The sequence below is a fragment of the Bacillus basilensis genome (assembly GCF_050630465.1).
Classification (GTDB): domain Bacteria; phylum Bacillota; class Bacilli; order Bacillales; family Bacillaceae_G; genus Bacillus_A; species Bacillus_A basilensis.
In genome coordinates this window covers 58,196-74,716 of the sequence record NZ_JBNTQO010000018.1, presented here as the reverse complement: position 1 = coordinate 74,716, position 16,521 = coordinate 58,196, and the positions used below count along the sequence as shown (strand labels likewise).

General features: G+C 34.9%; 10 protein-coding genes and 3 other annotated features. Of the genes, 9 read left to right on the top strand and 1 reads right to left on the bottom strand.

Annotated elements, in window-relative coordinates:
• Nucleotides 1-130: 130 nt before the first annotated feature.
• The 9 genes from ACQVV1_RS24585 to ACQVV1_RS24545 all read left to right on the top strand — a co-directional run bounded on the left by ACQVV1_RS24585 (nucleotide 131) and on the right by ACQVV1_RS24545 (nucleotide 15,963).
• The gene (locus tag ACQVV1_RS24585) at nucleotides 131-3,643 is read left to right on the top strand and encodes a DUF4020 domain-containing protein (protein WP_431169642.1); all 3,513 of its coding nucleotides are present in this window, start codon (nucleotides 131-133) and stop codon (nucleotides 3,641-3,643) included.
• 107 nt (nucleotides 3,644-3,750) lie between these two features.
• Nucleotides 3,751-3,987, top strand: a binding site (T-box leader).
• Nucleotides 3,988-4,041: 54 nt separating this feature from the next.
• Nucleotides 4,042-4,278, top strand: a binding site (T-box leader).
• A gap of 195 nt (nucleotides 4,279-4,473) precedes the next feature.
• Nucleotides 4,474-5,550, top strand: coding sequence for a bifunctional 3-deoxy-7-phosphoheptulonate synthase/chorismate mutase (locus tag ACQVV1_RS24580; RefSeq protein ID WP_001273580.1), 1,077 nt, complete (start codon nucleotides 4,474-4,476; stop codon nucleotides 5,548-5,550).
• 10 nt (nucleotides 5,551-5,560) lie between these two features.
• Nucleotides 5,561-5,780: a binding site (T-box leader), on the top strand.
• A gap of 53 nt (nucleotides 5,781-5,833) precedes the next feature.
• Nucleotides 5,834-7,006, top strand: a complete 1,173-nt coding sequence (aroC, locus tag ACQVV1_RS24575) for a chorismate synthase (protein ID WP_242252868.1) — start codon at nucleotides 5,834-5,836, stop codon at nucleotides 7,004-7,006.
• 18 nt (nucleotides 7,007-7,024) lie between these two features.
• Complete coding sequence (gene hisC / locus ACQVV1_RS24570; RefSeq protein WP_431169641.1) at nucleotides 7,025-8,125, top strand: histidinol-phosphate transaminase; 1,101 nt, start codon at nucleotides 7,025-7,027, stop codon at nucleotides 8,123-8,125.
• On the top strand, nucleotides 8,118-9,218 hold the full coding sequence (tyrA, locus tag ACQVV1_RS24565; protein WP_098557150.1) for a prephenate dehydrogenase: 1,101 nt from the start codon (nucleotides 8,118-8,120) through the stop codon (nucleotides 9,216-9,218). Before hisC ends, tyrA begins: the two co-directional genes overlap by 8 nt.
• A gap of 16 nt (nucleotides 9,219-9,234) precedes the next feature.
• Complete coding sequence (gene aroA, locus ACQVV1_RS24560) at nucleotides 9,235-10,524, top strand: 3-phosphoshikimate 1-carboxyvinyltransferase (RefSeq protein WP_431169640.1); 1,290 nt, start codon at nucleotides 9,235-9,237, stop codon at nucleotides 10,522-10,524.
• Between the two features lie 136 nt (nucleotides 10,525-10,660).
• A complete protein-coding gene (locus ACQVV1_RS24555) occupies nucleotides 10,661-11,818 on the top strand; it encodes a GNAT family N-acetyltransferase (RefSeq protein ID WP_242252871.1) in 1,158 nt (385 codons plus the stop codon).
• A 216-nt stretch (nucleotides 11,819-12,034) separates the two neighbouring features.
• The gene (locus ACQVV1_RS24550) at nucleotides 12,035-12,601 is read left to right on the top strand and encodes a TetR family transcriptional regulator (protein ID WP_001107293.1); all 567 of its coding nucleotides are present in this window, start codon (nucleotides 12,035-12,037) and stop codon (nucleotides 12,599-12,601) included.
• 245 nt (nucleotides 12,602-12,846) lie between these two features.
• Nucleotides 12,847-15,963 carry an MMPL family transporter gene (locus ACQVV1_RS24545; RefSeq protein WP_431169639.1) on the top strand — a complete coding sequence of 1,039 codons (3,117 nt, stop codon included), beginning with the start codon at nucleotides 12,847-12,849 and terminating at the stop codon, nucleotides 15,961-15,963.
• A 28-nt stretch (nucleotides 15,964-15,991) separates the two neighbouring features.
• Here the strand turns inward: ACQVV1_RS24545 and ACQVV1_RS24540 are convergent, their stop codons facing one another.
• Nucleotides 15,992-16,447: a stress protein gene (locus tag ACQVV1_RS24540; protein ID WP_396022991.1), complete on the bottom strand. Its 456-nt coding sequence runs from the start codon at nucleotides 16,445-16,447 to the stop codon at nucleotides 15,992-15,994.
• Nucleotides 16,448-16,521 lie beyond the last annotated feature (74 nt).

The following is a 16,521-nucleotide window of genomic DNA, read 5'->3' as shown; positions in this document are numbered from 1 at the left end:
CATAGTTTTACAATAAAATCAGGAGTTCATACATTGTAACGAATATAATTATATAAAATTTTTTCACGTTTGATTTTTTGTCTAAATATTAAAAAAACAAAGAAAAAATGTTATAGTAAAATGAGAGTATATGACATTTTTAGGTAAGGGGGAATCCTGGGTGTGGATTACTTCAGAAGTAGAAATTCCAGATGAGTTAATTGATCATCTTGAACAAGGAAAGTTAGTATTATTTGTTGGAGCGGGAGTTTCTATGAAAGGGAAATCAAACTTACCGAATTTTGATGATCTTGTTGATGAAATTGCGAAAACGTTATATGTAGAAACGCGTGAAATAACAGAACCGCATGATTATTATCTTGGTAAAATAGCGAAAACAAAAGATGTACATCAAGTTGCAAGAGACCTAGTTCATATAGAAAAGTCAAAACCGAATCCGCTTCATTATGCAATTCCGAGGTTGTTTCCTGTAGATACAGAAGTCCGCATTGTAACGACAAATTTTGATCGACATTTTACAACTGCGATGAAAGAAATGAATAGAGAATTAAACGTATATTACGCACCTGCGTTACCTACAGGTAGAGCGTTTAAAGGACTCGCTTACATACATGGCAATATAGAACAAGAGAAAGAAGCGTTAATTTTAACAGATGGTGATTTTGGAAGGGCTTACTTAACGGAAGGGTGGGCAAGAAGATTTTTAGTTGATTTATTCTCGAATTATACCGTTTTATTCGTTGGGTATAGTCATAATGATCCAGTAATGAAATATTTAGCGACTGGTTTACCACCAAGTACAAGGCGTTATGCATTTGTCGCACAAGGGGAAAATACGTACCACTGGGAGCATTTGGGAATACGGCCGATTGTATATCCGAATAAAGGTAATAATCATCAATCTCTTGTTAAAGCAGTGAAGCGATGGGCGGAATTAATGGGGGATAACTATATTACAAAACGAATGCGAATTCGTGACATTGTAACAGTTCCACCTTCAGTAGAGCAGGAACAATTATCATACATAAAACAGTCAATTAAAAAAATTGAAACGGTCCGCTACTTTGTTGAATTTGCTCACGATTATGAATGGGTGGAATGGCTTGAAGCAGAAGGGAAATTACAAAATTTATTCTTAGTTACATCAAACTATAATGAGGTAGATGAATTACTTGCAGAATGGTTAGTGGAACAATTTCTTTTTAGTCATCAAAAAGAATTATTTCAATTAATTTTTAAAAATCATTCTAAAATATCTCCTTTATTATGGAGGACAATTTGTAGCTACTTAAACGAAACGAAAATGAAAATGGATCCGTTATTGTTTGCAAGATGGACACTCCTTTTATTAGAAACAGCTGAAAAAGATAGTAAATCAATTGAAAAAATATCTAACTTACTGCAAAAATGTTCTTTCCCTGAGCATAAAGAGATTGCTTTATTGTTACTAACGTTTATTTTGGACGGAAAACTTAAATTGAAGCGAGAAAGAAGATGGGGAAATGATACGCAAGAATCAATAGAACTTGAGGAATCGAGTCGTTTACCAGTGTCTACCTTTTCTTATGTGGAGCAAATTTGGAATGAGAAGATGAAACCGCATATTTCCTATTACGCCGTTCCAATTATGATGATGGGAATAGAGAAGATGCGAATGTTATCACTAAGGCAAATGGCACTGAAGAAAAGGGATAAGGAAAATGTGGAAAAAGAATTCCAGCAAAATGATCTTGCATTTTTAATTCAAATTGTAAAAGAATGTTTAGCCTATTTATGTGAAAACAATGAGCAAAAAGCAAATTATTATATTACAGAAATGATAGAAGCAAGCAGCATACTTCAAAAACGAATTGCAATTGATGCGATGAATAAAAATATATTTGTTGGCGCCGATGAGAAAATGAAATGGTTGTTACAGGAAGGTATTCTTTTAGATGTCACGTATAAACACGAAGTTTTTCAACTAATAAAAAATCATTTCGCACTCTCTTTAGAAAAAACAAAGGAAGAAGTCGTTCAAATTATACTGAAGGACCTTGCAGAGGAGAGGACATTTGATGTTTGTTTAGTCTTAGATTTATTATTCACTTGCGATTCGAATAGTCCATCTACGGCGAAAGGTTATGAGTTAATGAAGCAAAAACATCCTCACTTTCATTCTGAGCGATACAGTGTACAAAAGAAAGAGACTACAGAACAAAGTATTACTTGTAATGTAACTGCTGATGGATTATTGCAGCTGAAAGACGAAGAAATTATGAAACAAGTTCGTCAATTTTCTCATGATGGTGTTTTTGAACAACGTCATTTTTTAGAGATGTTATCGAAAGCATGTAAATTGAATACAGAATGGAGTATTTCATTTGCTTATCAATTAGTTGGAATGCACGAAATAAATAATGAAGTATGGTTTGTTTGTATTAGAGAGTGGCGAAATAACCGAGGACTGACAAATGAACAAATCCAAAAAATTATTCCGCTATTGCAGAAATTTGTTAGGAATACTTCTTTTCATTGGTTAATTAGTAGTTTTTTATATGAAATTAGTAATCGATTAGAAGAGTTAGAGGAAAATAGTATACGCAATGTGAAACGGTTTGCGTTTTCGGTATTCCCTCAAGTAATGAAAGGTGATACAGATTTTAAGCTGGGAAAACAAGATTTTTACAATGAATCAATCCAGCATCCTGTTGGGAAAATGACAGCTGTATTATTAAAATTGTTATCATATGATCATTTATACGATCGTAATGTGTATGAATATTTATTTTTATTTGAAGAACAAGTAAGAGTTAGTTCAGAACGGACAAATTTTATGTTAGCTCGTTTAGTAGCAGATATTACATTTCTTTATCATATTGAGAAGCAATGGTGCCGAAAATATTTGTTACCGTATTTAGATTTAAAGAAGGAAAATGAAATTACGAAATATGCATGGGCAGGCTTATGTTACACGCAAATAAATTTACCTTTATTTACAGAAATGAAGCGATTTATTAAGTATGCGGTAGAACATTTGGAAGTATTACATCCGCATACGAGGGAAGCTTTCTTGAAATGGCTTAGTTTTGTATTTATTAAATGTGTACTGTATTGGGAGCAAAAAACAGATTGGTTATACCCTTTACTGATACGAGAAAATGAAGAAAATAAAATTAAATTTATGCAGTTTTTATGCTATTACGTCAAAACGTTAAGTGCAAAAGAACAACAAAAATTTTGGGCAGCTTGGCTTAGTATATTTTTGCGAGAACGACCGAAAATGGGTGAAATCACAGCTAGAGAATATGTAATGCTTTTACGTATTATTTTATTTATGGATGAAATAGTAGAAAGAGGATTATCTATCATATGTAAAACGTTTTCAGACGTGGATGGAAAAGGAAATCAAATAGAGTTAAAACAGTTATTTAATGAAATACTTCAAAAGACAAAGAGTATAAAAATGTATAAAGAATTGTATGCAAATGTCTTTTTCACTTTACTGCAAACGCTTCAGGAAGCCGATTTACTTGAAGCTGAAATCATTCAAATAAAAGAAGTATTAATCCGGTATGGAGTAGAAAAATGTGTATTAAATGCAATAGATAATGAGATAATTCGCATCGGAATTGTTATGGAGAATTTACAAGAAGAAATGTAGGACAAAAGTGGAATTTTAAAAAATATATAAAAAGTTGTTGACAGTGTTTTGAAAAGCGTTCTATAATACGAATCATACTTATTCAATTTCAAAAACATTTGAATAAACAAAGTGCAATGAAGAGATCACAGTAGTGGTTAGTCTTACTGTAACAGAGAGCTGGTGGTTGGTGTGAACCAGTACAGGGATAATCATGAATTACAGTCTTGGAGCATCTTTTTCGTAGTAAAGATAGTTTCGTCTTTATGAAGAAAAAGCGGTCAATTGATCGTTAACAGTGAAGAGAGGTAGACGGAAAGTTAGTCTACAACTAGGGTGGTACCGCGATAAATATCGTCCCTACTGATTTATTCAGTAGGGACTTTTTGTATTTTAGTGGTCCAACTTGAAAATTAAATATTCATGCGTTGAAAGGAAAAGCAGTAGTTGTTGTTTCCCTGTAACAGAGAGCTGGTGGTTGGTGCGAACCAGTACAAAAACAAGAGCGAATTACAGTCCTAGAGCATCTTTTTCGTAGTAAAGATACTATTTGTCTTTATGAAGGGAAAGACGGTCAGATGATCGTTAACAATGAAGAGAGGTAGACGAAAGAAGTCTACAACTAGGGTGGTACCGCGATAAATATCGTCCCTACTGATTTATTCAGTAGGGCTTTTTTGTACAAAAAAAGTGGTTTTTTAGCTAGTAGATAGTGTCTTTGTACTAATTATTAGTTTAAAATAAGAAGAGGTATCGATTCCACTTTAAATTTGTATAATTAACCAGTTCAGAAAATAGAGAATTTTTCATTCTCTTACTATACTTTTAAAACATTAGAGGAGGATTTCCAAATGGCAAATCATGAATTAGATCAATTACGTAAACAGGTAGATGAAATTAACTTACAACTATTACACCTTTTAAACAAACGTGGTGAAATCGTTCAAAAAATTGGGGAACAAAAGCAAGTACAAGGTACGAAACGTTTTGATCCAGTACGTGAGCGTGAAGTACTTGATATGATCGCAGAGAATAACGAAGGACCATTCGAAACGTCAACAGTTCAACATATTTTCAAAACAATCTTCAAAGCTAGCTTAGAATTACAAGAAGATGATAACCGTAAAGCATTACTAGTTTCACGTAAAAAGAAACAAGAAAATACAATCGTTGATGTAAAAGGTGAATTGATTGGTAACGGAACACAAACGTTCATCATGGGACCTTGTGCAGTTGAAAGTTTAGAGCAAGTTCGCCAAGTAGGGCAAGCGATGAAAGACCAAGGATTAAAATTAATGCGCGGTGGTGCTTTCAAACCGAGAACATCTCCATACGATTTCCAAGGTTTAGGAGTAGAAGGATTACAAATTTTACGCCAAGTAGCAGATGAGTTCGACTTAGCGATCATTAGTGAAATTTTAAATCCGAACGATGTTGAAATGGCATTAGACTACGTTGATGTAATTCAAGTTGGTGCACGTAATATGCAAAACTTCGATTTACTACGAGCTGTAGGTAAAGTTAACAAGCCAGTATTACTAAAACGTGGTTTAGCAGCAACAATTGATGAATTCATTAACGCAGCGGAATACATCATTGCACAAGGTAACGACCAAATTATTCTATGTGAGCGCGGTATTCGCACATACGAAAGAGCAACACGTAACACATTAGATATTTCAGCAGTACCGATTTTAAAGAAAGAAACACATTTACCAGTTATAGTTGACGTTACGCATTCAACTGGACGTAGAGATTTATTATTACCAACAGCGAAAGCAGCACTTGCAATTGGTGCAGATGCAGTAATGGCTGAAGTACATCCAGATCCAGCAGTTGCATTATCAGATTCTGCACAGCAAATGGATATTCCCGAATTCCATAGATTCATGGATGAGTTAAAAGGATTCAAAAATAAATTATCTTAATTCCATATTATTATATGCGCTGAAGAGGAAACAGTAGTGCTTATCTCCCTGTTAAAGAGAGCTGATGGTCGGTGTGAATCAGTACAAAGGTAAGTATGAATTACAGCCTTGGAGCATCTTTTCCGCCAACTTTTGGAGGGAAAGACGGTCAAACGATCGTTAAAGAAGAAGAGAGGTAGACGAAAGAAGTCTACAACTAGGGTGGTACCGCGATAAACATCGTCCCTACTGAGCGCTCAGTAGGGACTTTTTTGTACAAAAAAATAGTAAAGGGGCAAGAGAAATGAGATACATTACAGCTGGAGAATCACATGGGCCGCAGTTAACAGTTATTTTAGAAGGTGTACCAGCAGGTTTAACATTAACAGCGGAACATATTAATAAAGAATTATTAAGAAGACAAAAAGGGCATGGACGCGGAAGACGCATGCAAATTGAAACCGATACTGTTGAAATTGTAAGTGGTGTTCGTCATGGGGTGACACTTGGCTCGCCGATAACGTTAATCGTAAAAAATGATGATTTCAAACATTGGACGAAAGTAATGGGTGCAGAGCCAATTTCGGAAAAAGAAAGTAAAGAAATGAAACGCACAATTACAAAACCACGTCCAGGACATGCGGATTTAAACGGAGCAATTAAATACGGACATCGTGATATAAGAAACGTACTAGAGCGCTCATCGGCAAGAGAAACGACAGTTCGTGTAGCTGCTGGTGCGGTTGCGAAACAAATTTTAAAAGAATTAGGCGTAGAAATTGCAGGGCATGTACTTGAAATTGGTGGAGTACAAGCAAAACATATTTCAAACTTAGCAATTGAAGAAATTCAAACAATTACTGAAAACTCACCAGTTCGATGTTTAGATAAAGAAGTAGAACAAGAGATGATGGATGCGATTGATAACGCAAAAAGTAGTGGAGATTCAATCGGTGGTATAGTTGAAGTCATTGCAGAAGGTATGCCAATTGGCGTTGGTAGCTACGTTCATTACGACCGTAAACTAGATGCAAAACTTGCTGGTGCGATTATGAGTATTAATGCATTTAAAGGTGCTGAAATTGGCGTTGGCTTTGAAGCGGCAAGACAGCCAGGCAGTAAAGTGCATGATGAAATTTTATGGGATGAGGAACAAGGATATACGAGAAAAACGAATAATGCCGGCGGTTTAGAAGGCGGTATGACAACAGGTATGCCAATTGTTGTAAGAGGTGTAATGAAGCCAATACCTACATTATATAAACCGTTAGCAAGCGTTGACATTGATACGAAAGAAGCATTCCAAGCGAGTATTGAAAGATCTGATAGTTGCGCAGTACCAGCAGCAGGTGTAGTAGCTGAATCTGTTGTAGCATGGGAACTTGCACATGCCCTTGTCGAACAGTTCGGAAAAGATCGTATGGATTTAATTCAGCAGAACATTACGCAACATAACAAATACGCAAAAGAATTTTAATAAAAAGGTGGTTTTAACATGCAAGTAAAAGATCAACTATCATCATTACAACCATATAAACCAGGTAAATCACCTGAACAAATGAAAGAAGTGTACGGAGATCATTCGTTTGTTAAATTAGCATCGAATGAAAATCCATTCGGCTGCTCACCACGTGTTTTAGATGAGTTGCAAAAATCGTGGTTGGAACATGCATTATACCCTGACGGAGGTGCTACAACGCTCCGTCAAACAATTGCAAATAAGTTACATGTGAAAATGGAACAAGTACTTTGCGGTAGTGGTTTAGATGAAGTCATTCAAATGATAAGCAGAGCAGTACTCAAAGCAGGAGATAACATCATAACGGCTGGTGCAACATTCCCGCAGTACCGCCATCATGCAATTATAGAAGGTTGCGAAGTGAAGGAAGTTGCGTTAAATAACGGTGTATACGACTTAGACAAAATTTCTTCAGTAGTAGATAACAATACAAAAATCGTATGGATTTGTAACCCGAACAATCCAACAGGCACATATGTGAATGACCGAAAATTGACTCAATTCATTGAAGGGATTAGTGAAAATACGTTAATTGTCATTGATGAAGCGTACTGTGAATACGTAACAGCAAAAGATTTCCCAGAGACATTACCGCTTTTAGAAAAACATAAAAACATTCTTGTACTTAGAACATTTTCTAAAGCGTACGGATTAGCTTCTTTCCGCGTTGGATATGCGATTGGACAGGAAGAGCTAATCGAGAAATTAAATGTCGTACGTTTGCCATTTAACGTATCTTCATTAGCGCAAAAAGCAGCGACGATTGCTTTTGGTGATGACGAGTTTATTGAAGAAATAGTTCGTGTGAATACAGAAGGTTTACGACAATACGAGAGTTTCTGTAAGGAAAATGAAATTCCATTTTATCAGTCACAAACAAATTTCATTTTCTTGCCAGTAGAAAATGGTGGAGAGATTTATGAAGCTTGCGCACACGCAGGGTTTATTATTCGTCCGTTCCCAAATGGTGTCCGTATTACAGTCGGAACAAGGGAGCAAAATGAAGGAGTGATTTCAGTGTTAAAACAACACTTTGAAAATAAAAAAAGAAAGTCTCGAGATGAGGCAAATGCGTAAAAATGTAGTATTAATTGGAACAGGTTTAATAGGAGGCTCTCTTGCATTAGCAATTAAAAAAGAGCACGATGTAACGATAACAGGTTATGATATATTTCAAGAACAAGTAGAGCGTGCAAAAGAATTACATGTAGTAGATGAAATAGCAGTAGATTTACAGCATGCATGTGAAGAGGCACATTTAATTGTTTTTGCTTCTCCTGTTGAAGAAACGAAGAAGTTATTACACAAATTAGCGTTATTTAGTTTACGAGAAGATGTTATTGTAACTGATGTTGGTAGTACAAAAGGCACGATTATGAATGAAGCGGAAGCATTGTTTTCAAAGGAAGTTTCTTTCATTGGTGGACATCCAATGGCAGGTTCTCATAAAACGGGAGTTGAAAGTGCAAAAGCGCATTTATTTGAAAATGCATTTTACATTTTAACACCGATGAATCATGTGCCAAGTGAACAAGTGGAAGAACTAAAGTGTTGGTTAAAAGGAACAGGATCGCATTTTCTTGTTTTAAATACAGAAGAACATGATTATGTAACAGGGATTGTTAGCCATTTTCCGCACCTTATCGCGGCAGGATTAGTAAAGCAAGTAGAGAAACATGCAGGAGATAATCCGCTCATTCATCAACTTGCTGCGGGAGGTTTTAAAGACATTACACGCATTGCATCTAGTAGTCCGAAAATGTGGAGTGATATTGTAAAGCAAAATCGTGAGCATTTAATGGTATTATTAAAAGAGTGGATCTCTGAGATGGAAGGTTTATATCATACAGTCTCTACCGGAGATGCGGGCGAGATTCAAAACTATTTTGCAGATGCGAAAGAATACCGTGATTCTTTACCAGTACGAAAGAGAGGGGCAATTCCTGCCTATCACGACTTATACGTCGATGTTTTAGATAAAGTAGGGGCATTAGCTCATATTACGAGTATTTTAGCCCGCGAGGAAATTAGTATTACGAACTTGCAAATATTAGAAGCACGTGAAGGATTACTTGGGGTATTACGTATTAGCTTCCAAAGAGAAGAAGATCGTATGAAAGCAAAGCTAGCGCTTGGAGAAGAAAAATACCAAACTTATGAAACAATTTAAATGAGAAGGTGAAAATGTGAAGGAAAGAATAATACAACCTGTAAATAGCGGATTGAATGGCAATATTACAATCCCGGGTGATAAGTCTATTTCACACCGCGCTGTTATGTTCGGCGCGATTGCAGAAGGAAAAACGACAATTAAAGGTTTCTTGCCCGGTGCAGACTGTTTAAGTACAATTTCTTGTTTTAAAGAAATGGGAGTAGACATTAAGCAAAACGGTGATGAAGTCACTGTAGTTGGTAAAGGATTAGAAGGTTTACAAGAACCGAAAGCTGTATTAGATGTTGGTAATTCTGGCACAACGATACGTTTAATGTCAGGGATTTTGGCAAATACACCATTTTTCTCTTGCGTACAAGGTGATGCATCTATCGCAAAAAGACCGATGAAACGTGTAACAAATCCGTTAAAACAAATGGGTGTAAACATTGATGGCCGCGAAGAAGGAACATTTACTCCATTAACAATACGTGGCGGAGATTTAAAAGCAATTGAATATACTTCTCCTGTCGCAAGCGCACAAGTTAAGTCAGCTATTTTACTTGCAGGAATTCGTGCAGAAGGTGTAACAACTGTTACAGAACCACATATTTCCCGCGACCATACGGAAAGAATGCTTGAAGCATTTGGCGTTAAAGTAACTCGCGAAGGAAAAACAGTGAAACTAGCAGGTGGCCAGAAGTTAACAGCGACAGATGTTCAAGTACCAGGTGACGTATCATCAGCTGCATTTTTCTTAGTGGCAGGTGCGATCATTCCAAATAGTAAACTAGTATTAGAAAATGTAGGGATGAATCCAACACGTACAGGCATCATTGATGTATTAGAAAAAATGGGTGCCACATTTACTGTAGAAGCAATTAACGAAGGTGCATCAGAACCAGCTGCAAATATTACAATTGAAACATCTTCATTAAAGGGAATCGAAATTGGTGGAGATATTATTCCAAGATTAATCGATGAAATTCCTGTTATCGCTTTAGCGGCAACGCAAGCAGAAGGAATTACAGTAATTAAAGATGCGCACGAATTAAAAGTTAAAGAAACAAACCGTATTGATACAGTTGTTGCAGAATTAACGAAACTAGGTGCTCGCATAGAAGCAACTGACGACGGGATGATTATTTACGGGAAATCAGCTCTAAAAGGGAATACAGTTAATAGTTATGGTGATCACCGCATCGGAATGATGCTTGCGATTGCTGGATGTATCGCAGAAGGAAAAACAACAATTGAAGACGCAGAAGCAGTAGGTGTATCATACCCTACATTCTTCGAAGAACTTCAAAAGTTAGCTAAATAAAGTAATGAGTAGCAGATACGGAATGTATCTGCTTTTTTATATTGGATTCGTGTCGTTAAGTCGATATAATTTCATTCATCGAACTTTAATTTTTAGAATTATGATACAATTTAAATGAGGAATGGAGGAGAAATATATGAACGTTATACGATTAAAAGAAGATAAATTTAGAGAAGCATTAAGCTTATCAGAATACGCTTTTCAATATAAAGTAGATGAGGAACGTTTACAGCAACAACTTACAAGAATGAAGGAAAGTCATGAAATATACGGTATTATGGAAGGGGAAAAGTTAGCAGCAAAACTACACCTAATTCCGTTTCATATATACATAGGCAAAGAAAAATTTAAAATGGGAGGCGTTGCTGGGGTAGCGACGTATCCAGAATATAGAAGAAGTGGTTATGTGAAAGAATTGCTTCAACATTCACTTCAAACGATGAAAAAAGACGGATATACAGTATCGATGTTACATCCATTTGCTGTTTCATTTTACCGTAAATATGGCTGGGAACTTTGTGCGAACCTTCTCGTATGTCATATGACAAAGAATGATTTAGTTATGAAAAAACCAGTGAATGGAACTGTGAAACGTTTCAATAAAAAAAATCATCCAGAAGAGGTGGAGAAGATTTATGAAACATTCGCAGAACGTTTTTCCGGGATGTTAGTTCGAGAGAAGAACTGGTGGTTACAAGCGGTCTATGATGACTTAACATTAGCGACTTATTACGATGAAAATAAAACGGCAGCTGGTTACATGTTATATAAAATAGAAGACTCTAAAATGACAGTAGAAGAATTTGTACCACTGTATAATGAAGCACGAAATGGTCTGTGGAACTTTATTTGCCAGCATGATTCTATGATTAAAGAACTTGAAATGACAGTAAGTGAAAACGAACCGTTGTTATATACATTGCAAGAGCCACGTGTGAAGACGGAAATAAAACCATATTTTATGGGAAGAATTGTAGATGTAGAGCAGTTCTTAAAACAATATGAGTTGAACTGGAACAAAGTACAGCAAGAAGTGATCTTACATCTTACAGATTCATTTGCTCCGTGGAATAATGTAACAGTGAGGCTTGCAAATCATGAAATAACAATTGTAGAAGAAGTAATGAATAATGGAATCAAACTAGATATAAATGCATTATCTACAATAATGTTTGGCTACAAACGTCCGTTAGAACTTAAAGAACTAGAATTAATTAGTGGAAGCGAAGAGGAAATACGAGTGTTAGAGAATGTAGTACCAGTGCGTAAGCCGTTTATTTATGATTTCTTTTAATTTGCATGTATGAAGGTGGGCTATCCCAAGTGAAATTTCGGGATAGCTTCCTCTTATATTGTGAAATTTTGTCGGTAAGTCGATATATCATGAAAAACGTCGATATAACTTCATTTAAAAACAGCAACTATACTTTGTCACACACTTGACTTTTAGTGCATCTAATTTATAATTAAAAACGGAATGAATTTTCATTCCTGAAATTGAGGTGAAAAAATGGCTAAAAATAAACAAGAAGATATTTTTGATGCGGCAATACAACTTTTTGCAGAACGAGGTTATGATGGTACAACAATTCCGATGATTGCTGAAAAAGCAAAAGTAGGTGCAGGTACCATTTATCGCTATTTTGAAAATAAAGAAGCACTTGTTAATTCTTTATTTACGAAAAGTGTTTTACAACTATCAGAGTTAATAAAAACCGATTTTCCAGTCAACGCAAATATTCGTGAACAGTTTAGCCATACGTACAACCGTTTATTTGAATTTGCGAGACAAAATGCAGATGCTTTTCTTTTTACAAATTCTCACTGTGATAGTTATTTTCTCGATGAACATAGTAATGAAATATTCGAGGACTTTATGGGCTTCTTTATGGACTTGATAGAAGATGGAATCGAAAAAGGTTTTCTTCGTCCATTACCACCAATTGCTTTAATTATCATTGTATATCAACCGATTGAAAAATTAATTAAAGTAATGGAAACAGGGCAATTAGAATATACAGAAGAGTTGGTAAAAGAACTGGAAGAAAGTTGTTGGAATGCTATTAGAATCATTTGATTCTATAGCGTTATAAGGACAGGAATGAACATTCATTCCGATAAGGGTATGAAAAAGAAAAGCAGGTGATGATAAATCTTTACAACAGAAGGAATGAATATTCATTCCGTATTATCAAGAGTAATGGAGCTAAAAATAATTTAATAGAATTATAGGAATGAACGTTCATTCCGAAAAAAGTGTTTTTAAAAGAGTAGGAATGAATATTCATTCCCTTACAATTTTCATAACGGGAGATGATTAAAATGAGCAAGCTAAAAAATTGGAGAAGTTTATCTTTTCTATTATGGATAGTTATTACTATTACAATGATCGTAACGATGCCTAATATGGATAAATTAGTGAAAGAAAAAGGGCACATTACGATTCCTAATACAGAACAAAGTAGTATTGCTGACAAAATGATAAAAGAAATGGATAAAGACGGGACTGAAAAGTATGACATTATAGCTGTTTTTAATAGTGGAAGTAAAACAGCTTTAACAACTAAGCAAAAAGAGGAAATAACAAAAATAATCGAAGCCCTGCAAAATGAAAAAGAGCAATTAGGAATAAAGGAAGTTGTTTCACATTTAGATAATAAAGACTTGGAGAAACAATTAGTTTCTAAAGATAATACGACTATTTTAACGCAAATATCGATAGATAAAAAACATGGTGAAATATCGAAAATTTCAAATAATCTTCATGAAAAAGTGCAAACGAAAGAGGTAAGAGCGTACTTAACAGGAAGTGACTTAATAGCGGGTGATTTTCTTAAATCTTCTCAAGAAGGGGTGAAAAAGACTGAAGTTATTTCAATCATTTTCATTCTTGTAGTATTAATCATTGTATTCCGTTCACCTGTTGTTCCGATTGTTTCTCTTCTTACAGTTGGGGTATCGTACTTAGTTTCAATGGGGATTATTGCTCATCTTGTAGATCAATTTAATTTTCCGTTTTCAAACTTTACGCAAGTCTTCGTAGTAGTCGTTCTGTTTGGAGTGGGAACAGACTATAACATTTTATTATTTACGAGATTTAAAGAAGAATTAAGTAAACAAGAAAACGCATTTTTAGCTACGAAAGAAACATTTAAATCGGCAGGTAAAACTGTATTGTATAGCGGGATAGCGGTACTTATTGGTTTTGCATCACTTGCTTTAGCGAGTTTTAAATTATATCAATCTACCTCAGCGGTAGCAATTGGTGTTTTAGTATTACTACTCGTTTTAACCACTTTAAATCCATTTTTCATGGTGCTTTTAGGAAAAGGAATGTTTTATCCAGTTAAAACATTTAAAGGTCATGAAGACAGTCGCCTATGGGGATTCTTTGCGAAAAACTCAGTAGCAAGACCATTTGTAGTTTTAATTATTGTATTCGTGATATCGATTCCTTTCGTATTAAAATATTCTAATACACTTAATTACAATGACTTATTTGAAGTAGACAATAAGTACGAATCAAAGATGGGGATTAACGTAATAGAAGATCATTTTCCGCCTGGCTTTTCTTCACCAAGTACGTTAGTGATTCAATCAAACCAAAAATTAGATGAAGGAACGTCTCTACAAACTTTAGATGAGTTAACTGATAAAATTTCGAAAGTTAAAGGTGTTTCAGAAGTATATGCACCGACACGTCCAACTGGAGATAAGATAAAAGAACTATATATAAATAAACAAGCAGGAGAACTAAATACAGGATTAGGAGATGCCAATGGTGGCATAAAAGAAATCAATGATGGATTAACGGATGCTAAAAATAAAATGGGTGGTAATGACTCAGACGGTCTCTCAAATGTTCAAAAGTTAATTGATGGAACGAACGAGGCGAAAAATGGGGTATCGGCATTAGGAACAGCTTTAACTCAATTATCAAATGGTATAAACGACGGTGCACAAGGAGCACAGCAAATTGAGAGCGGGTTAACTTCAGTGAATGAAAATATAAGTGTATTATCTAATGCAACGTCGCAGCTGCATGCTGGTTATGCACAGTTAGAAAAAGGTTTAAGTTCTTACGATCAATACTTCGGAAGTATTTCTCAAGCGATTGACGGTGCGAAAAAAGGATACGAACAAATTGAAATGTTAATGACCAATTTTGTTCAAACGAAACCGGAATTAGTAAATGATCCGAACATACTGCAAACGATAGGAATTGCTAAAGAGGCTCAAAAGCAATTAAGTGTACTATCAAAAGAATTAAATGAATTAGCGACGCAGCATAAAGCAGCTATGGGTTCATTTAAAGAAGCGAATCAATCGTTATTGAAAGTTGATAACGGCTTAAAAGAAATGAGTAATGGAGTTAATCAGTTACAAAAAGGAGCAACTGAGCTTAAAAATGGATTAAATGAAGGTGCTTCAGGTTCAAAACAAATTGCGAACAAGTCATTTGAGTTACAAACCGGATTAACAAAAATAAATGATGGGCAAGACCAGCTATTAACCGGACTGAAAGACTTGCAAGAAAAAATGGGGCAATTACAATCAGGCTTATCTAAAAGTACAGAAGGACTTGGAAAAGTAAGTAACGGCCTGAATGATGCACAGAAATATTTAGGCGAGCTAAATGAATCAAAAAGCTCTGAGAAGTTTTATATTCCAAAAGAAGTTTTAGAGGGAGAAGATTTCCAAAAAGCTTTGAATACGTACATGTCACATGATAGAAAGACTGCTAAAATGACAATCATTTTAGACGTAAATCCATATTCAAAAGAAGCGATGCCGATTATTCAAGAAATCAATAAAACGATAGATGGTACTTTGAAGGGGACGGAATTAAATAATACGAAAACAGCAATCGGAGGAACAACAGCTAGAAACGTTGATTTAAAAGAAGTAAATGGGCAAGATTTCTTACGTACAGCTACAATTATGTTAATTGGAATTGCGATCGTATTAATCGTGATTACACGTTCATTATTAAACACAATCTTTATTATTGGATCGCTAATATTAGCGTACTTTGCATCGCTAGGTATAAGTGAACAAATTAGTACGCATATTTTAAATGTAGATTCATTAAGCTGGAATGTTCCATTCTTTAGTTTCATAATGATTGTCGCTTTAGGAGTGGATTATAGTATTTTTGTAATGATGAGATACAATGAGTTAGAAGGGGACCCAGCGACGAAAATTGTAAATGCATCTCGTCACATAGGGGGAGTTGTATTATCAGCGGCACTTATTTTAGGTGGTACATTTGCTGCATTAATCCCTTCAGGTGTATTGACGCTTATACAAGTAGCATCCGTAGTTGGCGTTGCGTTGTTACTATTAGCTATAATTGTTATGCCAATATTGTTACCTGCTTTAATAGGGTTAACGAGTAAAATGAAAAGTTATACAAAGAAATTAAGCAAAAGAAAATAAAAGAATTCCCTTTTAAAAGGGGATTCTTTTATTTAATAAATTTGTCCATCACGTCTTTATATTTTGCAAACTCTTCATCTTTCATATCGCCATTCATTTGTAAAAGAAAATTGCCTTTTCCGTGTGTATGAGAGAATAACATAGGAGCAGAGTTTCCTAATTCATCGTAATATTTCTTAACTTTTTCTAGGTCTTCTTTCTTTGTAATTTCGAATAATCGACCGCCTTTATCTTCACCAAGAGCTGGTACGACAATACGTTTTCCTTCTTTTTGAAGGTTACCAAATTCTTTTTGCGGAAGATCAGTTGGATTTTCTACTTGGAGACCAGCATTTTTAAACTCAGTGATAATCGAATCGACAGTTACTTTTGTTTCTTTTTTCTCTTGTTTTGATTCAGTGGGTGTTTTTGTATTGTTACTACTACATGCAGTTAAGGAAGTAATTGACAAACATAATGCTCCAATTATAAATATTTTCTTCAAAATAAAACTACCTTAAAGTGTGTATGTAACTTTAATATAATTAAAAATAAAGGTTTTATTCAAGTTTGAAAAGA